General features: G+C 68.0%; 19 protein-coding genes and 5 tRNA genes. 17 read left to right on the top strand and 7 right to left on the bottom strand.

Annotation, left to right across the window (positions count from 1 at the left end; genetic code table 11):
* Positions 1–24 precede the first annotated feature (24 nt).
* From WEA29_01105 to WEA29_01085, 5 genes are read right to left on the bottom strand one after another with little or no spacing between them, the layout of a single operon-like run.
* On the bottom strand, positions 25–1,413 hold the full coding sequence (locus tag WEA29_01105) for a penicillin-binding transpeptidase domain-containing protein (GenBank protein MEX2322354.1): 1,389 nt from the start codon (positions 1,411–1,413) through the stop codon (positions 25–27).
* Complete coding sequence (locus tag WEA29_01100; GenBank protein ID MEX2322353.1) at positions 1,410–2,699, bottom strand: FtsW/RodA/SpoVE family cell cycle protein; 1,290 nt, start codon at positions 2,697–2,699, stop codon at positions 1,410–1,412. The genes WEA29_01105 and WEA29_01100 overlap by 4 nt, the downstream gene beginning before the upstream one ends.
* A complete protein-coding gene (locus WEA29_01095; GenBank protein MEX2322352.1) occupies positions 2,696–3,406 on the bottom strand; it encodes a PP2C family serine/threonine-protein phosphatase in 711 nt (236 codons plus the stop codon). The genes WEA29_01100 and WEA29_01095 overlap by 4 nt, the downstream gene beginning before the upstream one ends.
* A complete protein-coding gene (locus WEA29_01090; GenBank protein ID MEX2322351.1) occupies positions 3,403–3,831 on the bottom strand; it encodes an FHA domain-containing protein in 429 nt (142 codons plus the stop codon). The genes WEA29_01095 and WEA29_01090 overlap by 4 nt, the downstream gene beginning before the upstream one ends.
* Positions 3,831–4,490 (bottom strand): DUF3662 and FHA domain-containing protein, encoded by a 660-nt coding sequence (locus WEA29_01085; protein ID MEX2322350.1) that lies wholly within the window; start codon positions 4,488–4,490, stop codon positions 3,831–3,833. Before WEA29_01085 ends, WEA29_01090 begins: the two co-directional genes overlap by 1 nt.
* A 62-nt stretch (positions 4,491–4,552) precedes the next feature.
* Between WEA29_01085 and WEA29_01080 the strand changes: the two genes are divergently transcribed.
* The 5 genes from WEA29_01080 to WEA29_01060 all read left to right on the top strand — a co-directional run bounded on the left by WEA29_01080 (position 4,553) and on the right by WEA29_01060 (position 8,075).
* Positions 4,553–4,636 (top strand) — tRNA-Leu (locus WEA29_01080).
* 61 nt (positions 4,637–4,697) lie between these two features.
* Positions 4,698–5,633, top strand: coding sequence for a hypothetical protein (locus WEA29_01075; protein MEX2322349.1), 936 nt, complete (start codon positions 4,698–4,700; stop codon positions 5,631–5,633).
* Positions 5,633–6,097: a DUF4446 family protein gene (locus WEA29_01070; GenBank protein MEX2322348.1), complete on the top strand. Its 465-nt coding sequence runs from the start codon at positions 5,633–5,635 to the stop codon at positions 6,095–6,097. The genes WEA29_01075 and WEA29_01070 overlap by 1 nt, the downstream gene beginning before the upstream one ends.
* Before the next feature lie 74 nt (positions 6,098–6,171).
* A complete protein-coding gene (serS, locus tag WEA29_01065) occupies positions 6,172–7,452 on the top strand; it encodes a serine--tRNA ligase (GenBank protein ID MEX2322347.1) in 1,281 nt (426 codons plus the stop codon).
* Positions 7,449–8,075, top strand: coding sequence for a class I SAM-dependent methyltransferase (locus WEA29_01060; GenBank protein ID MEX2322346.1), 627 nt, complete (start codon positions 7,449–7,451; stop codon positions 8,073–8,075). The genes serS and WEA29_01060 overlap by 4 nt, the downstream gene beginning before the upstream one ends.
* Before the next feature lie 82 nt (positions 8,076–8,157).
* On the opposite strand, the gene WEA29_01055 is transcribed toward WEA29_01060, so the two are convergent.
* Positions 8,158–8,248: transfer RNA gene (locus tag WEA29_01055), tRNA-Ser, on the bottom strand.
* Positions 8,249–8,273: 25 nt separating this feature from the next.
* Here WEA29_01055 and WEA29_01050 point away from each other — a divergent pair.
* The 12 genes from WEA29_01050 (at position 8,274) to WEA29_00995 (ending at position 16,428) form a co-directional block, all read left to right on the top strand.
* Positions 8,274–8,732, top strand: coding sequence for a nucleoside deaminase (locus WEA29_01050; protein MEX2322345.1), 459 nt, complete (start codon positions 8,274–8,276; stop codon positions 8,730–8,732).
* A gap of 37 nt (positions 8,733–8,769) precedes the next feature.
* Positions 8,770–8,859, top strand: a tRNA-Ser gene (locus tag WEA29_01045).
* A 104-nt stretch (positions 8,860–8,963) separates the two neighbouring features.
* Positions 8,964–9,050 (top strand) — tRNA-Ser (locus tag WEA29_01040).
* 190 nt (positions 9,051–9,240) lie between these two features.
* Positions 9,241–11,538 (top strand): hydrogen gas-evolving membrane-bound hydrogenase subunit E, encoded by a 2,298-nt coding sequence (gene mbhE / locus WEA29_01035; protein MEX2322344.1) that lies wholly within the window; start codon positions 9,241–9,243, stop codon positions 11,536–11,538.
* Positions 11,535–11,975 carry an MnhB domain-containing protein gene (locus tag WEA29_01030; GenBank protein ID MEX2322343.1) on the top strand — a complete coding sequence of 147 codons (441 nt, stop codon included), beginning with the start codon at positions 11,535–11,537 and terminating at the stop codon, positions 11,973–11,975. The genes mbhE and WEA29_01030 overlap by 4 nt, the downstream gene beginning before the upstream one ends.
* Positions 11,972–12,352: a Na(+)/H(+) antiporter subunit C gene (locus WEA29_01025; GenBank protein ID MEX2322342.1), complete on the top strand. Its 381-nt coding sequence runs from the start codon at positions 11,972–11,974 to the stop codon at positions 12,350–12,352. The genes WEA29_01030 and WEA29_01025 overlap by 4 nt, the downstream gene beginning before the upstream one ends.
* Positions 12,349–13,821 carry a Na+/H+ antiporter subunit D gene (locus tag WEA29_01020; protein MEX2322341.1) on the top strand — a complete coding sequence of 491 codons (1,473 nt, stop codon included), beginning with the start codon at positions 12,349–12,351 and terminating at the stop codon, positions 13,819–13,821. The genes WEA29_01025 and WEA29_01020 overlap by 4 nt, the downstream gene beginning before the upstream one ends.
* The gene (locus tag WEA29_01015) at positions 13,818–14,315 is read left to right on the top strand and encodes a Na+/H+ antiporter subunit E (protein MEX2322340.1); all 498 of its coding nucleotides are present in this window, start codon (positions 13,818–13,820) and stop codon (positions 14,313–14,315) included. The genes WEA29_01020 and WEA29_01015 overlap by 4 nt, the downstream gene beginning before the upstream one ends.
* Positions 14,308–14,571: a monovalent cation/H+ antiporter complex subunit F gene (locus WEA29_01010; protein ID MEX2322339.1), complete on the top strand. Its 264-nt coding sequence runs from the start codon at positions 14,308–14,310 to the stop codon at positions 14,569–14,571. The genes WEA29_01015 and WEA29_01010 overlap by 8 nt, the downstream gene beginning before the upstream one ends.
* Complete coding sequence (gene mnhG, locus WEA29_01005) at positions 14,568–14,903, top strand: monovalent cation/H(+) antiporter subunit G (GenBank protein ID MEX2322338.1); 336 nt, start codon at positions 14,568–14,570, stop codon at positions 14,901–14,903. Before WEA29_01010 ends, mnhG begins: the two co-directional genes overlap by 4 nt.
* A gap of 52 nt (positions 14,904–14,955) precedes the next feature.
* Entirely contained in the window at positions 14,956–16,296 is a 1,341-nt protein-coding gene (chrA, locus tag WEA29_01000) for a chromate efflux transporter (protein ID MEX2322337.1), read from the top strand.
* Positions 16,297–16,338: 42 nt separating this feature from the next.
* Positions 16,339–16,428 (top strand) — tRNA-Ser (locus tag WEA29_00995).
* Positions 16,429–16,559: 131 nt separating this feature from the next.
* Here the strand turns inward: WEA29_00995 and WEA29_00990 are convergent.
* Positions 16,560–18,245 (bottom strand): DUF885 domain-containing protein, encoded by a 1,686-nt coding sequence (locus WEA29_00990; protein MEX2322336.1) that lies wholly within the window; start codon positions 18,243–18,245, stop codon positions 16,560–16,562.
* Between the last annotated feature and the right edge of the window lie 136 nt (positions 18,246–18,381).

Here is an 18,381-nt window from a genome sequence, read left to right as displayed (position 1 = left end):
CAGTACGGGCCGCTCAGGCGGAGGTCAGCCCATCGAGTCGCGCCAGGCGGCGATCACCCGTGCGGCTATCGGAGCCGCGACCCTGCCGCCGCCTCCGCCGCCCTCCACGACGACGGCGACCGCGATTCTCGGATCGTCGGTCGGGCCGAACCCGATGAACCACGCGTGAGGACCTCCGCCGCCTTCTGCGGTGCCCGTCTTGCCAGCCACTGCCACGTCTCCGACGGTGGCACCGGTGCCGGTGCCGCTGACGACCACCGCGCGCATCATCTCGACGAGCTGTGCCGCGGTTGCCGATGGAATGACCCGTCCCAATGACTGCGGGGAGTACCGCGAGATCACGGTCCCGTCCGGGGCGGTGCGGGTGGCTACCACATGCGGCGCCATGGCCACCCCGTCGTTGGCTATCGCGGCGGCGACCATGGCCATGAGCAGCGGGGTGGCGCGCACGTCCCGCTCGCCGATGCCGCTCTGGGCGAGCGCCGGCGTGTCGGCGTCGAGGTCGGCGGCGGCAGGGACGACTCCGGGTTCATTGCCGAGTTCCCACGGGATCCGGGCGTTGAATCCGAATCTGGCCGCTGCGGCGACGATCGGGCCGGCTCCGAGGTCCACCGCGAGTTCGGCGAAGACCGTGTTGCAGGAGACGACGAAGGCGTCCAACAGGGTGATCGTCCCGTTGCGGCAAGGGCCGACGACGGCGTTGTTGATGGGGATACCACCTGGTGGGGTGTAGTCGGCGGCATCGTCGAACAGCGTGTCCAGGTCGGCACCCCGGTCGAGCGCCGCGGCGGCGACGATCGTCTTGAAGGTGGACCCTGGCGGGAGGAGCCGATGTGCCACCCGATCGATGGCGGTCGTTGCATCGAGGTCGTCGCGGTGCCGGGCGCCCGAAGCCACCGTGTTCGGGTCGAATGACGGGCTGGAAACGTAGGCAAGGATCGCCCCCGTCGTCGGATCCATCGCCACCACGGCTCCGGTCCGTCCACCCAGGGCGTCGATGGCCGCTCTCTGGAGGGCATCGACAACCGTCAGGTGCAGGTCGGGCGGTCCCAGGTCGCCGCCGGTCAGGCTGACCAGGAGGGCCTCGAGGGATCCGTCGTCCCGGGTGAGCATCTCGCGGATGCGGGTGCTCTCCAGGCCCGTCCTTATCTCACCGTCGTCATATCCGACGAGGTGCGCGTACCCGCTCGACCGCGGGTAGGAGCGGCGGGAGCCGTCGTCCTCAGCCAGGACGACGCCGTCTGCGGTCAGTATCCGGCCCCGCGGTCCGTCCAAGTCGACGGCGGTGCGCGTGTTGCGCGGGTCGTCGCCATACCTGCTCCCGGCATACGTCGATCCGACGGTGAGCCACACCGCGGTGAGGCCCAACAGGGCGAGGAAGGTGGCGGCCACACCGCGGATCGAGCCCTTCACGCTCGCTCCTCGTGCGAGATCCGGGCGAGCAGCGCGATCAGGGCCATGTTGGACAGGAGCGAGGAGCCGCCGTATGAGGAGAAGGGGAGGGTGATCCCCGTGAGGGGGAGGATTCGCAGCACACCGGCGAGGATGATGAAGGTCTGGGCGGCGATGGTGACCGTCAGGCCGGCGGCCAGCAGGCTGCGGAACCGGTCGGTGCTGCGCAGGGCGATCCCGAATCCGGCGGTGACCAGCAGCGCGTAGGCGGCGACCACCGCAAGGCCCCCTGCCAAACCCAACTCCTCGACGATGGCGACGAACACGTAGTCGGTGGCCGCGGCAGGAACGAGATGGGGCGAGCCGTACCCGAGTCCGGTACCGAACACACCGCCATTCCCAAGTGAGAACACGGCCTGGGCGGCCTGGTAGCCAGAGCCGGTGTAGTCGTCGAAGGGTCGTAGCCATGCCTCCACCCGCACTTGCACGTGGCTGAACGTGGTTGTTGCGGCGTACATCCCACCGGCGGCCAGGGTTCCGCCGGCGACGAGGTAACTGGGGCGCGAGGTGCCCAGGTACAGCATGACGACAAACACGACGAACAGGTGGAGTGAGGCGCCCAGGTCGCGTTGGTACACCAGGACGACGACGGCGATGCCGAACGCCATGAGGATGGGGGCCAGTTGCCGGGGCTCCGGCATTCGCAGCGCTCGGAACCGTCGCGGCATCTCGGCCAGGGCGCGCCACCGATCGGCCAGGTACGAGGCCAGGAACACCACGATGAGCAGCTTGGCGGCTTCACCGGGTTGGAAGCTGATCGATCGCTCCCCGAGGTCGAGTCGGACCCACAGCCGCGATCCGTTGACCTCGGCTCCGGCGAGCGGCAGACCGTCGGGAAGGAGCGGGAGCAGCAGCAGGCCGACGGCGGCAAAGAGGAACAGGTTGCGAAAGCGCCGCAGCACGAGGACCCCGCGGTCGCGCAGGAGATACAGGACCGCTGCCCCGACCACGGCGGCGATGACCAGCCACCACCGTTGGATGCGACCCAGGTCACGATCGATCCGGTAGATCTCGATGCATCCGATCGCGGTGATGAAGGCCGCCGGCGCCAGGAGCAGCCGGCTCGCCGACGGAGCCCAGCGGGTGATCGCCCAGAGCACGGCGCCGAAGGCTCCAAGTTGGGTGAGTACCGCACCGATCGTGTCCGAAACGACCTCGCGACCCAGGGTGATGGCGGTCGCTGCCGTACCGGCACCGGCGATGACCGCGCTGAAGACGATGAGGGCGGCTTGGCGGCGCCGGGTCACCCGCGGTCCACGACCACGACGGAGATGTTGTCGGCCCCGCCGGCGAGGTTCGCCGCCTCGACGAGTGCGGCGACTGCCGCACCGGGTTCGTCGTGACCGGCGAGTACTTCGGCGACGGCGGCATCATCGAGCATCGACGTGAGCCCGTCGGAACAGAGAATCAGCCGGTCTCCCGCCTCCAGGAGCACCTGGTGCGTGTCAACCTCGACCCCGGGGTCGAGACCGATCGCCCGGGTGACGACGCTCCGGTAGGGGTGTACGGAAGCCTCCTCGGGCGTAAGCCGCCCGGCCTCGATCATCTCGGCGACGTAGGAGTGATCGGTCGTGATCTGTTCGAGACGACCGTCGTGAACCCGGTAGGCCCGGCTGTCGCCCACATGGGCGATGTCAGCGGTCCCGTCCTCCGAGATGATCGCCAGGGTGAGGGTGGTCCCCATGCCGGCGAGCCGGGACTGTCGCGCCGCCGTGTCGATGACGGCCAGGTTGGCTGCCTGCACCCGCACCGAGGCGCTGCCCCCCATGCCCGTGGCGGATTCGATGGCGGTCTTGCTGGCAATCTCGCCTCCGGCGTGGCCGCCCATTCCGTCGGCGACCCCCGCCACCAGTCGCCTATCCGTGGTCCCGGTGCCGGCTTCGGGCCAGACAGAGTCCTCGTTGTGATCGCGGACCCGACCCACGTCGGTCAGTGACGCCCAGTGCAGGCTCATCGAACCTCCATGGTGGTGGTGCCGACCCGGATGCTGTCGCCGCGGGACAAGGCGGTCGGTGTGTCGATCCGGCGATCGTTGACCAGGGTGCCGTTGGTGGAGCCGAGATCCTCCACGAGGAGGCGACCAGAATCGATCGACAGTCGAAGGTGGCGGTCCGAGGCGAACGGGTCGTCGATGACGACGTCGACGGCGCCGCGACCCACGACCAGCGGATTGCGGACCTCGATGTGCCGTACGGGACCGCCGTTCCCGGTGGTGATGGCGATGACCCGCGACTCGGCGATCGTCGGCAGGTCCCCGCTGGCCCGGCGGGTCGGCTGGTCGCTCAGATGCGTCCGTACGGCGCGGGTGACCTGCCAGAGGAACAGATAGAGGCCCAGAACGAACGCCACCTTGAAGGCGTTGATCCACAGTGCCGACATCAGGGCTCCCGTACCGTGAAGGCGACGTCGCCGAAGGTGACGACGTCCCCGCTCACGATGGCGGCAGGGTCGGAGATGCGGGTTCCGTTGAGATAGGTGCCGTTCGAAGAGTCGAGGTCGGCGATCCACGCCGCCCCTGCCTCCTGCCAGAGGAGGGCGTGTGTCCTGGACACCGTGTCCGACACGACCTGCACGTCGGTGTCCTTGGAGCGTCCGACCAGGCATCGGATGGGGGCAAGGATGCGGGGCTCCCCGTGAGGATCCAGCGGGTGCAGTACGGCCCATGGCTCCAGTGGTCCGGCTGCGAAGGCGGTGTCGATGGTTACTTCACCGGCGCGCATCTCGGGGGAGACGCGCAGCGTCACCGTGGCCCTGCCCTCGAGGCGCCATCCCCGGTCGGCTGCGGCGTCCTCGACGAACGCCTCGAGTTCCTCGGTCACCGACTCCAGGACTTCGGTATCGACCGGGTCGCCTCCCATCGTGATCCGGTATCGATTGGGCGCCGACGGACCCGCCGGACCGTCGACGAGGGCGAGGTCGGCCTCCCGCACCAGCATCGAACCGAGCTCCACCGGATGCATTCGGCCGCGAAACAGACGCGCCGCGAGGCCATCCACGAGGCGTTCCAGACGCCGTTCGAGGCCGCGCGCAACTCCCATGCCGTCAGGGTACCGGCGCCCGGGGGCTGTATTTGGGGCCGTGGTACGATGCGCCGCCCTCGGGGCGAGTGGCGGAATTGGCAGACGCGCAGGATTCAGGTTCCTGTGGGCTAACGCTCGTGGGGGTTCAACTCCCCCCTCGCCCACCCCGTGTCTTACAGCCCGACCGGCAGGCGCCTCCGGCGCCGCCGCACCATCATCGTGTCCGTGACGGTCTTGACCCTTGTCGCAGTGGCGTTCGGGGTGACGCGGACCGCGAGCGAGCGCGCCGTCACCCGGAGCTATCTGGATGTCGTGTTCGAGGTCGTCACCGAGGAATCGGCTATGGCCGAGGGGTTCACCGACATGATCGCGACGATCGAGACCTTCAGCCGGGCGCGCATGGTCCAGACCATGAACGATCTCGAGGCACTTGGTGTCGCGGGCTTCGATCGGCTGATCGAGGCGGAGGTACCCGAGTCGCTCGTCGCCGCCGACCTCTATCTGCGCATCGCCATCAGCAGCTGGAGGGCGGGCCTGAGCGAAGTGAAGTCGGGCTTGGTCCTGCTCTCGGCGAATCCGGTCGACGAGGAGGGACTCGCCGGCCTGCAGCGGGGGTTCATCGACCTGCGCGTCGGGGACCGCGCCTATCGCGGCTTCCTCTCCGAGGTGGCCGATCTGGATACGAGCCTGCACGGGGAGCCACTGCCGACTCTCGTCTTCATCCCGACCGGCGAGGAAGCTGCGTACGACCCACGGGAGATCGCCCGACGGATGTTGCTGGCTCCCGACCTGGGTGTGGTGATCGATCTGGCCGTTGCCGATATCAGGCTCGATCCTCCTCCGCTCGGGGTCCAGGGCGGGCTCCCGGTGGTACCGGCTACCGAGACCCTGAACGCCGAGGCGACCGTGTCCAATCGCGGCAACCTCGATCAGATCGCGATCAATGTCACCCTGCGTCTGCGCTCGAGTACCGGAGCGCTCCATGAGCAGACCAGGATTATCGAGGTGCTGGAGGCGGGTCGGGCGACGACGGTGACCTTCGCACCGCTGCCGGTTGAACCAGGGATCAACTACGAGATCACCATCTCTGTGCCCGGTGGCGATGCGCAGCCCGAGAACGATACGGTCTCGATGATCTTCGTCGTCAACGTTGCAGGCTGATGGAAACGGTCACTCTCGCCATAGCGGTCACGGCCCTCGTCCTGGGCTTCTCCGCGCTGTGGATGGTGAGCAGTCAGAGTCGAAAGGTCTCCGAGACGCGGGGCGGAGATCTTCTCGAAACGGTTCGGCAGCTCGACGAGGACCTGAGCAATGTCGAGATCGCCGTGTCTCGTTTCCAGCCCCAGGTCGCCTCCGTGCTGGCGCAGGTGGCTTCGCTGTCGGAGCGGCTCCCCGGCGCCCTGCGGTATGCCGCCGTGGTCACGTTCGACGCCAGCGAGGAGCGCACCGGCCACCTGTCGCGGTCCATCGCCCTCCTCAACGAGCGCCGCGACGGTCTCGTCATCACCCTCCTGGTGGGCAGCCGACAGACACTGTTCTTCACCAAGATGATCCGAGGGGGTGAGGGGACAGAGCCGCTGTCCCCCGAGGAGCGCACCGCCGTGGAGCGAGCGCTGGGGAAATAGCTTGCAGCTTGCAGCTTGAGCTTGCTGCCTGCTGCCTGCTGCCTGCTGCCTGCTGCTCTCCTACCATCCGGGGCGTGCTCGATGTTTCACTGCTGAGGAACGACCCTGACGGACTCGCCGCCGCCATGGAGCGGCGCGGTATCGCGGTGGACATCCGCGCTTTGGCCGAGAGCGACGCTGAACGAAGGCAGGCGCGAGCCGCTGCGGAGAAACTGCGCGCCGAGCAGAACCGCCGCGGCAAGGAGATCGCCGGACTCGCCGGTGACGAGAAGCAGGCGGCGGTGGCGGCTATGGCCGACCTAGCGGAGCGTTACAAAGCCGCCCTCACCGAAGCCGACGAGCTCGACGCCCGCTTCGATGCCGAGTGGAGTCGGCTCCCGAATCTTCCCCACGAGTCGGTTCCGGTGGGCCGCGACGACGCCGACAACGAGGAGGTCCGCCGCTGGGGAGAGCCGACGGCTTTCGACTTTGATCCCCTGGATCACCTGGCGATCGGGGAGGCACTCGGGATCATCGACACCGAGCGGGCGGCCAAGGTGTCTGGCTCCAGATTCGCCTACTTGAAGGGCCAACTAGTGCTGCTCCACTTCGGCCTCATCCAGTGGGCAATGGGCAAGCTGGTGAGCGAGGGATTCATTCCGGTACTGCCTCCGGTGCTCGTCCGTGAGGCGGCGCTCTATGGCACCGGTTTCCTGCCGTCGGGGCGTGAGCAGGCATATGCCGTCGGCGTCAGCCAGGAGGGGACCGACAGCATCGAACCGGACGATCTCTTCCTCGTCGGCACGTCAGAGGTCCCGCTGGCGGCGATGCACGGTGACGAGATCCTCGAGGGTCCCTTTCCGCTGCGATACACGGGCTACTCCTCCTGCTTTCGTCGAGAGGCCGGCACCTATGGCAAGGACACGCGGGGGATGTTCCGCGTCCACCAGTTCGAGAAACTGGAGATGTTCTCGTTCGTCGATGCCGACCAATCGTGGGATGAGCACGACCGGCTGCTGGCCACTGAGGAGTCACTCGTCCAGGCGCTGGGCATCCCGTATCGCGTGGTGAACGTGTGCGCGGGCGAACTGGGTGATCCCTACGCCAAGAAGTACGACATCGAAGCGTGGTTCCCCGGCCAGTCGGCCTACCGGGAGATCACGTCGTGTTCCAATGCCACTGACTTTCAGGCGCGGCGCCTCCGCACGCGGTACCGCACCGACAATGGGACGGCACCGGTCCACACGCTCAACGGGACGGCGATCAGCGGTCGGTTCCTCATCTCCATCCTCGAGAACAACCAGCGAGTTGACGGCACGGTCGTGGTCCCCGAGGTGCTGCGTCCCTTCGTGGGCCTGGACGCCCTCACACCGTGAGCGGGCGGGAGGTCTTCTCCCGGATCGCCCGCCGCTACGACCGGGTCAACCGCCTGCTCTCACTTGGCCGCGATGGCCATTGGCGTCGCACCGCCATCGCCCACCTTCCACCGGGCCGGGTCCTCGACCTGGGGGCCGGCACCGGCGCCGCCAACCCGGATCTCGGCGACCGCGAGATCGTGGGACTCGACCCGGCGGTGTCGATGTTGACGCTCGATGACGCCGACTTGAGGGTCGCTGCCGCCGGTGAGCGGTTGCCCTTCGCCGACGGCACGTTCGACGGGGTCTTCTCGGCGTACGTGTTCCGCAATCTCACCTCGGTTCCCGACACGCTCAGCGAGATCAGAAGGGTGCTGCGTCCGGGAGGCGTCGCCTCCATCGTCGACCTGGGGCGCCCCGAGTCGGCGTGGAAACGAGCCCTCCACCGCGCCGGGACCGCGGTGATCCTCCCGCTGGTCGGTCTGTCGGTGGGAGCCCCGGGTGAGTACCGCTACCTGCACCGCAGCCTCGACAGCCTCCCCCAGCCGAGTCAGTTGTTCGCGAACGCACCGCTCAAGGTGGAGAGGATCTGGCGGATGGGACCGTTCGGGTTTGTTTATGGGGTGGTGATGAGGAAGGAGTGAGGGGCGAGGGGAATGGAGGACGCTCAACGCTTAACGCTCAACGCAAGTCCCGCGTCGAGCGTTAGGCGTTGAGCGTTGTTTGCGGAGGGAGAGGGATTTGAACCCTCGTGGCGGCTTTCGCCGCCAACACGCTTTCCAGGCGTGCGCACTCGGCCAGACTATGCGATCCCTCCAGGGACATCGGAGTGTAGGTAGGGCATGACGGACCGTTCGTTCGACGATGCGATGGCGATAGCGCTCACCGAGGCCCGAGCCGCGGCGGCGACGGGTGACGTCCCCGTGGGGGCGGTGCTGGTAGATGGTGAGGGGTCGGTGGTCGCCGCCGACCGGAACCGTCGCGAAGAGCTGGCCGACCCGACGGCCCACGCCGAGATGCTGGTGCTGGCGGCGGCCGGCCGAGCGCGCGGCGACTGGAGACTGTCGGGCTTGACCCTGGTGGTCACGCTCGAGCCGTGCGCCATGTGCGCCATGGCGGCAGTGTGGGCTCGGGTCGACCGGATCGTCTACGGCGCAGCCGACCCCAAAGCCGGCGCCGCGTGGAGCCTGTACAACATCCCGCAGGACGATCGGCTCAATCACCGATGCGAGATCGTGGCCGGCGTTCTATCCGGGGAATGCGCCGCGGTGCTCGACGACTTCTTCTCATCGAGGCGGTGAGGACCGCGGCCGCGGTGCCACAATGCAGCCTTGTTCGGGAGAGGTGGCCGAGTGGACGAAGGCGGCAGTCTCGAAAACTGTTGGGCCGGGTTATCCGGTCCCGTGGGTTCAAATCCCACCCTCTCCGCGCATGAACTGCGGCGCCGGACGGCGCCTCCGTTCTGCTGGCAGCTGGCAGCCGGCAGCTGGCGGCCTTCAGGTCTGCAGGCTGCATGCAGCACGCTGATTTCGGGAGGGGTGGCCGAGTGGACGAAGGCGGCAGTCTTGAAAACTGCTGGGCCCGTTCGGGTCCCGTGGGTTCGAATCCCACCCCCTCCGCAAACAGAACTGCGGTGCCGCAGAGCGGCGCCTCCGTTCTGCTGGCAGCTGGCAGCTGGCAGCGATGGGTCTCGCCCCTCGCCCTTCGCTACCCTCTCCTCACAACACGGCGCGCCGGGAAGTCTGGTCGGCACTGCAACTGGAGCCGCCTGATGTGTGCTGACACCCCCACCCTGCGCCGCGTGAGCCGATGATCCTCGTCTTCGTCGTCCACGCTGTGGTCGCCCTGGTGTGTCTCATCGGTGGTGAGCGGCTGGGCCGGCGGGTGCTCCTGGTCGGTGCGATCGCCCCGGCGAGCATCGCATTCGCCTTCTGGCAGCTGGCGACCAGCGACGCCGACGCCCTGACCGCCACCGTGTCCTGGCTCCCCGCGCTCGGCCTGGAACTCGACTTCCGTTTCGACGGATTCTCGGTACTCATGGCGGGCCTGATCGGCGTGGTCGGTGTGCTCGTTTTCCTGTACTCCTGGTCCTACTTCGCCGAGCGCACCGGCCTGGCCCGCTTCGCCGCCATCCTCGTGGTCTTCGCCGGCTCGATGTTCGGCATCGTCACCGCCGACAACCTGCTGCTCCTGGTGGTGTTCTGGGAACTGACCTCGATCACGTCGTACCTGCTCATCGGCTTCCAGGACGACTCGGCGATTGCTCGGGCGAGCGCACTGCAGGCACTGCTGGTGACCACGATCGGAGGGCTCGCCATGCTCGCCGGCGTGGTGCTGCTGGGCAGCGCTGCCGGTACCTACTCGCTGTCGGGGGTCCTGGCGGCACCACCCTCGGGGACCGCCAGCGGTGTCGGCCTCGCCCTGGTCCTGGTCGGCGCGGTCACCAAGTCGGCCCAGGTCCCGTTCCACTTCTGGCTTCCCGGTGCCATGGCCGCTCCGACCCCGGTGAGCACCTACCTGCACTCGGCGACCATGGTCAAGGCCGGCATCTACGTCGTCGCCCGGTTTGCCCCGGTGTTCGCCGTGCTGGTGGCGTGGTGGCGGCCGACGATCGTCCTAATGGGTCTGGCGACCATGCTGCTCGGTGGCTGGCGAGCGTTGGCCCAGAGCGATCTCAAGCTGCTGCTCGCCCACGGCACGGTGTCCCAGCTCGGCTTCATGATGGTCCTGGTCGGCTGGGGTACGCCCGAGATGACCTACGCCGGGATGGCGATGCTGGTCGCCCACGGCCTGTTCAAGGGCGCCCTGTTCATGATCGCCGGCGCCGTCGAGCACCATGCCCACACCCGTGATCTCCGACGACTCTCCGGGGTCGCCCGGGAGCTGCCGTGGGCGTTGTGGATGTCTGTCGTGGCGGTTGCCGCCATGGCCGGAGTGCCCCCCTTCCTCGGATACGCGACCAAGGAGTTCGCTCTCGGGGGACTTGTCGCCGATACCCCCTGGCAGGTCACCGCCACGGTCGTTGTCGGCTCCATGCTGACCGTCGCCTACGGCCTCCGCTTCCTCTGGGGGACGTTCGCCACCAAGCCCGGGGTGGCACCTGTGCCAGAGCAGCATGGACATCGCTCGACGGTCGGACTCCTCATCCCCGTCGCCGTTCTGACCGTGGGGAGTGTCATCGGCGGAGTGGTGGTGGGGCTCCCTGACGCGTTGGTGGCGGCTGCGGCGCGGTCCGTCGATGCCCTCAGTTCCGGCTTCCAACTGGCGCTGTGGCACGGTTTCGGCCCACCCGTGGTGCTCTCGGTCGTCGCCCTCCTCGGCGGGTGGCTTCTCTGGAAATGGCCACTCCCCGTGCTGCGAAGGTTCACCTCGCGGACTCCTGAGGCGACGCGGGTCTACGGGGACTCGCTGATCGGTCTCAACCGCGCCGCCGACCGGGTCGTGTCGACGATGCAGAGCGGTTCTCTTCCCGTGTACCTGTCGGTGATCGTCACCGTCGCGGTGGTCGCCCCGGGGGTCCTGATGGTCCGCCACTGGCGGTCGCTGCCCGAGATCGCCTTTGCCGAGTCTCCGCTGCAGATGGTCGCGGTGCTGGTCGTGGTTGCCGCCGCCGTCGCCGTCACCCTGGTTCGCCGTCGGCTCGCCGCGGTGCTCTGCCTGGGTGCGATCGGATACGGCGTCGCCGTGTTGTTCATCATCCAGGGGGCCCCCGACCTGGCGCTGACCCAGCTGCTGGTGGAGACACTCGCTCTCGCCTTCTTCGTGATGGTCCTCAGCCGGTTGCCGTTGCGTTTCGAGGTGTTCCCCGACGCCGGGGGCCAGGCGATCCGGGTGGTGGTCGCCTCGGTGGTGGGCCTGGCCACCATGGCATTCGCCCTGTGGGCTGCATCGGAGAGGACCGCGCCGTCACTCGCAGCCGAGTTCATCGCCCGTGCCGAGCCCGAAGGGGGCGGCCGCAACGTGGTGAACGTCATCCTCACCGACTTCCGGGCCCTCGACACGCTCGGTGAGATCACCGTCCTCGTGGTGGCGGCACTCGGGGCCCTCGCCCTCATCCGCGCCCCGATGCCCACCGAGGACCCCGACCCTTCGGAGGTCGGGACATGAGCTGGTACTCCCCGATCCTCGACGTCGCCGCCAACGTGGTGCTGCGCACCGGCATCGTGTTCGCCCTGTACCTGCTGTACGCCGGCCACAACGCCCCCGGTGGGGGCTTCATCGCCGGGCTGGTCGCCGGCGCGTGTCTGGTACTCGACCACATCGCCCTCCGGTCTCGGGAAGGGCGTGGCTCGCTGCATCGCGTGACACCACGGCCGCTGCTCGGGTGGGGTCTGGCGATCGCGGTCGGCGTCGGCGTGGCCGGATGGGCCTGGGGTGGCGGCTTCTTCGACCAGGCGGTGGTGAGCGTCACGCTCCCGGTGCTCGGGACGATGAAGCTCACATCGGCGCTCGGGTTCGACATCGGTGTGTTCGCCGTGGTCGTCGGGCTGGTGGCGGCGCTTCTCGACTCGCTCGGCAGCGCGTGGGACGAGGACCTCCGATGATCGCGGTGCTGGTCGTCGCCATCGGGGTCCTCTACGGGTGCGGGGTCTACCTCATCCTCCAGCGCAATCTGACGCGGATCATCATCGGTCTCGCCGTCATCGCTCACGGCGCCAACCTGCTGCTGTTGGTCGCCGGAGGGCGGGCCGGGGCTCCGCCGATCGCGGGAACGGATGCGGCCGCGTTCGCCGATCCGCTGCCCCAGGCACTGGCCCTCACCGCCATCGTGATCACCTTCGGGGTGACCGCGTACCTGCTCGCCATCGCCTACCGCAGTTGGCTGCTCACCAGTTCGGACATCGTCGAAGACGACATCGAGGACCGTCGGATCGCGGCGCACCTGAATTCGCCCCCGGGCGAAGGGGGGGAGCGCCGATGACCGATCTCGTCATTCCGGTCGCTCTCCCGCTCGCCGCGGCGGCGGTGTCGGCGATGCTCGGTCGCTTCCCCGCTGCCCGTCGCGTGATCGGCGTCGGCACGCTGCTCGCTACGACGGCGGCGGCGGTGGACCTGCTCCTGTCCGTGTCCGACGGGTCGGTGGTGGTGGGCCACGTCGGAGGATGGCCGTGGCCGTTGGGGATCACCCTGGTCGCCGATCCGCTGGCGGCGATCATGGTCGTGGTCTCGTCGCTGATGCTGCTCGTCGTGCTGGTGTACGCCATCGGGAGCCCCAAGACCCGCGACGAGACCGGGTTCTTTCACCCGGTGTATCTGATCCTCGCTGCCGGTGTGTCACTGTCGTTCCTCACCGGCGACCTGTTCAACCTGTTCGTCGCCTTCGAGGTGACGCTCACCGCCTCGTACGTCCTGATCACCTTCGGGGGGGATCGGCTGCAGGTGCGCCACGGCGTCACCTACATCGTCATCAGCCTCGTCGCCTCCGTGCTGTTCCTCACCGCGATCGCCCTCGTCTACGCCTCCACCGGCACGGTCAACATGGCCGACCTGTCCGGCAAGTTGGGCGAAGTCACGCCCGCGCTGCGCAGCGGGCTGGGACTGCTCTTCCTGGTGGTGTTCGGCATCAAGGCGGCGATCTTTCCGCTCTTCTTCTGGCTCCCGGACTCGTATCCGGTGGCACCCTCACCGGTCACCGCGATCTTCGCCGGGCTGCTCACCAAGATCGGCGTCTACGCCATCATCCGCAGCCACACGCTGCTGTTCAGTCATGGCCAGCCGTCCCGTCTGCTGCTGGTGGTGGCGGCACTGACGATGCTGATCGGCGTACTCGGTGCCGTCGCCCAGGACGACGTCAAGCGGATCCTGAGCTTTCACATCGTCAGCCAGATCGGGTACATGATTTTCGGCCTGGCGCTGTTCACCCTGGCCGGACTCGCCGCCGCCGTTTTCTACATCGTCCATCACATCATCGTGAAGACCACCCTGTTCCTCGTCGCCGGGCTGATGGAGGAGCGGGCCGGTACCGGTGCCTTACGGCGCCTCAGCGGGCTGATGCACACGGCGCCGGTGCTCGCCGTGCTGTTCCTGCTGCCCGCGCTCAGCCTCGCCGGGGTCCCGCCGTTCTCAGGCTTCGTGGCGAAGCTCGCTCTGATCCAGGCCGGGTTCGACGCCGGGGCACAGGTCACGGTCGGGGTGTCGCTCCTCGTCAGCGCCCTCACCCTCTTCTCGATGACGAAGATCTGGGCCGGCGCCTTCTGGGGGGACCCGATGGAAAGCGACACGATCGAGCCGCGCCGTATGCCCCCGCTGATGGTCGGCGCCACCGCCTGCCTGGTCGTCGCCAGCCTCGCCTTCGTGGCGGCCGCCGCTCCGCTCTACGAACTCGGCGAGGTCGCCGCCCGGGGCCTGATCGATCCTTCGGTCTACGTGACGGCGGTGAGAGGCGGATGAGGCGTCCTCTGCTGTCTGTGGTCGCACTCACCCTGGTCTGGTTCGCCCTGTGGGGAAGCTTGTCCTGGGCGAACCTCCTCGGCGGCCTGGGCGCGGCGACGGTGGCGATCTGGATCCTCCCGTCCCGCCAGCGGTCCGGCGGGTTGGGTTTCCGGCCGATCCAAGCGGTCCGGCTGATCGGGTACTTCCTGTGGCGGCTCGCCGTCGCCACCGTGATCGTCGCCTGGGAGATCGTGACCCCGGGGGACCGCACTCGACCGGCGATCGTGTCGGTGCCGCTTGCCGCGACCCATCCGAGCATCATCGCCGGCGTGGCCAACATGGTGACGCTGACTCCCGGGACCGTCACCATCGACGTCGCCACGGAACCGACGACACTCTTCATCCACGTACTCCACTTCGAGTCGGCCGCCCGGACCCGCGCCGATGTCGCCATGCTCGAGCGGTACCTGGTGGCGGCGGTGCCCCTGCGGGGGGAGGCCGGTGATGGTTGAGATGGCCACGACGGTCGCGTTCACCCTCCTCGCCCTGGCGTCGCTCCTCTTCGTGTTCCGGGTGGTGGTCAGTCCCACCCTGGCGGACCGGATCATCGCCCTCGACGCGCTGTTGCTGTCGGTGGTGGCAGGTGTTGCCGTACATGCCGCACGCACCGGCGAGGCCGCCTACCTCGACGTCATGGTGGTCGCTGCGCTGCTCGCCTTCCTGGGAACGGCGCTCGTCGCCCGATTCGTCGGACGGAGGGACCGATGATCGAAGCGACCGCCTCCGTGCTGCTGGTGCTGGGTGCCGCCCTGACCCTGATCGCCGCGGTTGGCCTCCTGCGCTTCCCGGACGTGCTCACCCGCATGCACGCCGCGACCAAGCCGGCCACGGCGGGCCTGCTCCTCATCCTCACCGGCGCCGCCCTCGTCCATCCGGGTGCGGTGCAGGTGGCAAAGCTGGCGCTGGTGGCGCTGCTGCAGTTCATCACCGCGCCGGTAGGGGCACATCTGATCGGGCGAGCCGTGTTCTGGTCCAGGTCACCGTTGGCCGAACGGACCCATCTCGACGACGAGTCGCGGCGTCGGTCGGGCCGAACCTGAGTAACCACCACCTAGGCTGACCGGTCAGGGGCAGCGACCGGTGGAGGCGACGGTGAGCGGACCACGGGCCGAGGACGTGACCCTTCGGCAGGCGTCTCGCGTGTGGTGGTTGGTCGGGCTCAACAGCTTCGGGGGTCCTGGCGCGCAGATCCCGATGATGCACCGGATGCTCGTCGAGGAGCGCCGGTGGATTTCTGAGGGCCGCTTCCTCCACGGCGTCAACTTCACGATGCTCCTCCCCGGGCCCGAGGCGCAGCAGCTGGCGACCTACATCGGCTGGTTGCTCCACGGAATCAGGGGCGGACTCGTCGCTGGCGGGCTCTTCATACTCCCGGGCTTCGTCGCCATCCTGGGACTCAGCATCGTGTACGTCACCTTCGGTGACACGCGCCTGGTCGAAGCGCTGTTTTACGGTATCAAGCCGGCGGTGCTGGCCATCGTCGTCACCGCTGTGGTCCGGCTGGGCCGGAGGGCGGTTCGTAGTGGAGCGCTCGCCGCGACGGCGGTGCTCGGGTTCATCATGATCTTCTTCTTCGATGTGCCCTTTCCTTTCGTGATCGTGACGGCGGGTGGCGTCGGCTTCCTGGTGGGTCGGCTGCGGCCCGCATGGTTCGTGGGATCCGATGGTGAGCATGCGCCCGATCTGCCCACCTTGATCGACGACGGCGTCTCGACACCGACGGATCCCCGCCGGGCCGTACGGGTGGCCGTCGTCGGGCTGGTGCTCTGGCTGCTCCCGGTTGGGGCTGCTGGCGTCGTCGCCGGTTCGAGTTCCGTGTGGTTCGAGATGGGTGCCTTCTTCGCGGTGGCTGCCGTGATCACGTTCGGAGGTGCGTACGCAGTGCTCAGCTTCGTCGCTCAGCAGGCGGTTCAGGTGTACGGGTGGCTCATGCCGGGGGAGATGGTGGACGGACTGGGGATGGCCGAGTCGACCCCTGGCCCTGCGATCCAGGTGGTGCAGTTTGTCGGATTCATCGGGGCGTACCGACTCGCCGGTCAGGATCCGATGATGGCCGCCATCCTCGGCGCTGCACTCGTGACCTGGGTCACGTTCGTCCCGTGCTTTCTGTGGATCTTCGTGGGCGGCCCGTACGTCGACCGGGTCCGGGACCATCCGTCCCTCACGACAACACTCTCGGCGATCACCGCGACGGTCGTAGGAGTGATCGCCAACCTGGCTGCCTGGTTCGCGCTCCACACGCTGTTCGGAGAACTCGCCGAGAGGACTGTCGGACCGATGCGCCTGTTGGTTCCGCGCTGGTCGAGCATCGACCTGCTCGCCGCGAGTCTCGCGGTGGCAGGTGTCGTGGCACTCACCGTGCTTCGCTGGCCGCTGCTTCGTGTCATCGCCGTGCTGGCAGTGGCAGGTGCCGTGGTCCACGCGCTGGCGTGAGCGGTATGGTCGCCGTCCACCGCTGCCACAATGCAGGACTCGGGAGAGGTGGCCGAGTGGTCGAAGGCGCTCGCCTGCTAAGCGAGTAAGGGGTTTTAAGCCCCTTCGAGGGTTCAAATCCCTCCCTCTCCGCGAAGAACGCTCAACGCTCAACGCTCAACGCGGGATCGGTCTTGCGTTAGGCGTTGAGCGTTGAGCGTGCTCGACAGCCGACTTGGCTCCTCGACCCACTGGCCCCTCGCTCCTTCGCTACTCACTCCTCGCTACCCGCTACTCACCACCCACGCGCCCACCATCTCGCTGAGGACGTCGAGGGGGACCGGGCCTGAGCCGAGGACCACGTCGTGGAATGCCTTGATGTCGAAACTGTCGCCGAGCGTTCGTTGCGCTTCCCCGCGTAGGTCCATGATGCGGTGCTGGCCGATCTTGTAGGCGAGTGCCTGGCCGGGCCATCCGATGTAGCGGTCCACTTCGTTGACGACGTTGTTCGGAGCCTGCGGTGAGTTGGCCAGCATGTAGTCGATCGCCTGCTGGCGGGACCAGCCTTTGGCGTGCATGCCGGTGTCGACGACGAGGCGGCAGGCGCGCCACGAATCGAACGACAGCATCCCGAGCCGCTCCAGGTCGCCCGAGTACAGGCCCATCTCGTCGGCCAGCCGCTCGGTGTACAGGCCCCACCCCTCGATGTAGGCGGTGCCCCCGAAGGAGTGGCGCTGGAAGGCGGGCACCCCGTCGAGCTCCTGGGCGATGGAGAGTTGGAGGTGGTGCCCGGGCACGCTCTCGTGGAAGGCGAGCGCCTCGGCCTCGTATCGGGTCCGGGTGGTGGGCTCGGTGAGGTTGATGAAGTAGATGCCGGGTCGGGCGCCATCCTCGGACGGCATCAGGTAGTAGGCGATGGTCGAGTCACCGGCACCGACCTCGGGAATCGGTTCCACCACGCACGGGGCCTTCGGTAGCCGCCCGAACCACTGTGGAACGGCTGCATTCGCTCGTGCCAGGGCATCCTCCGCGGCGGCCCGCACCTGGTCTGCGTCCTCGAAGCGAAGTGCCGGGTCGGTGCGAAGCCGCTCATAGATGGTGGGGACGTCCGAGGTGTCCAGTGCCACTGTGCCGAGGCTGCGGTACTCGTCCTCCAGTGCGGTGATGTCGTCGAGACCGAGTTGGTGGATCTCGTCGGGAGCGAGGTCGGTCGTCGTGTATCGGGCCACGGCGCGTCCGTAGACCTCCTCTCCGTCGGGCAGCCAGCTGACCCCGGAGCGTTCCGGGGGGCGACTCACCGGGAGGACCTCGTCGGCGATCACCTGTCGATACCGTTCGAAGGCGGGCCGGATCACCGAGTCCACCTGTCGTCGCAGCTCGGCACGCCAGGTGTCGACCTCCCCCGGACTCATCGAAACGGGTGCGGGTATGTGCAGGAACGAATCAGCGTCGGCCGGTGCCGCCAGGTAGGCGTCGATCTGTCCCATCACCTTCTCCACCAGGACGCGTGGCGGCGTCCTCCCGCCTGCGACACCCTGACGGTGGCGTTCGATCATCTGGTCGAAGAGCCGCCCCACTTTGGAGGCCTTGGCGACGAAGGCCTCAGCCTGCGATCGGTCCCGGGCGCGTAGCTGGCCGATCCCCTGGATCAGCGAGATGTGCACCCCGTTCATCGGGTCGACCGCCAGTTCGGCGAGGCGGCTTCGGAGAGTCTCGGCCTGTGCCCGTGCCTCGAAGGCCAGAACGGCGCGGCTGATGCGTTCCGCCGGTTGGAGTTCGGAGGGGTCGATGTCGGTTGCGGCGGAGGCGAGATCCTCGAGCTCGGCGATGAAAGCGTCCTCTGCCTCACGGGAGGCGTCTTCGAGCCGGGCGTCGAAGCGGTGGTCGCCGATCAGCGAAGCCGTTGTGGGGTGATGGGCGAGGCTGGCCTCCCAGTATCGGTCGGACAGGTCGGCGAGGGGCTGGTGCATCGATCCTCCCGTGTCGGCACGATCACACTACGGGAATGAGGCCGGACCGTGCCCGGCGACCGCCGGGCCGCTCGATCCGCCTATCCTCACGGCATTCTGGCGACCGGTTCTGGTTGCGTCGCGACATGGAGGTTGG

This window comes from Acidimicrobiia bacterium, from assembly GCA_040902765.1.
Classification (GTDB): Bacteria; Actinomycetota; Acidimicrobiia; order Spongiisociales; family UBA11373; genus DATKBG01.
The sequence above is the reverse complement of the archived record's forward strand: the minus strand, read 5'-3'. Positions and strand labels throughout refer to the sequence as shown.

Excerpts from the sequence above, each read along its gene's own strand:
- WEA29_01095 (MEX2322352.1), bottom strand. The coding sequence starts at position 3,406 with ATGAGCCTGCACTGGGCGTCACTGACCGACGTGGGTCGGGTCCGCGAT.
- WEA29_01090 (MEX2322351.1), bottom strand. The coding sequence starts at position 3,831 with ATGTCGGCACTGTGGATCAACGCCTTCAAGGTGGCGTTCGTTCTGGGC.
- WEA29_01085 (MEX2322350.1), bottom strand. The coding sequence starts at position 4,490 with ATGGGAGTTGCGCGCGGCCTCGAACGGCGTCTGGAACGCCTCGTGGAT.
- WEA29_01070 (MEX2322348.1), top strand. The coding sequence starts at position 5,633 with ATGGAAACGGTCACTCTCGCCATAGCGGTCACGGCCCTCGTCCTGGGC.
- WEA29_01050 (MEX2322345.1), top strand. The coding sequence starts at position 8,274 with ATGACGGACCGTTCGTTCGACGATGCGATGGCGATAGCGCTCACCGAG.
- mbhE (MEX2322344.1), top strand. The coding sequence starts at position 9,241 with ATGATCCTCGTCTTCGTCGTCCACGCTGTGGTCGCCCTGGTGTGTCTC.
- WEA29_01030 (MEX2322343.1), top strand. The coding sequence starts at position 11,535 with ATGAGCTGGTACTCCCCGATCCTCGACGTCGCCGCCAACGTGGTGCTG.
- WEA29_01025 (MEX2322342.1), top strand. The coding sequence starts at position 11,972 with ATGATCGCGGTGCTGGTCGTCGCCATCGGGGTCCTCTACGGGTGCGGG.
- WEA29_01020 (MEX2322341.1), top strand. The coding sequence starts at position 12,349 with ATGACCGATCTCGTCATTCCGGTCGCTCTCCCGCTCGCCGCGGCGGCG.
- WEA29_01015 (MEX2322340.1), top strand. The coding sequence starts at position 13,818 with ATGAGGCGTCCTCTGCTGTCTGTGGTCGCACTCACCCTGGTCTGGTTC.
- WEA29_01010 (MEX2322339.1), top strand. The coding sequence starts at position 14,308 with ATGGTTGAGATGGCCACGACGGTCGCGTTCACCCTCCTCGCCCTGGCG.
- mnhG (MEX2322338.1), top strand. The coding sequence starts at position 14,568 with ATGATCGAAGCGACCGCCTCCGTGCTGCTGGTGCTGGGTGCCGCCCTG.
- WEA29_00990 (MEX2322336.1), bottom strand. The coding sequence starts at position 18,245 with ATGCACCAGCCCCTCGCCGACCTGTCCGACCGATACTGGGAGGCCAGC.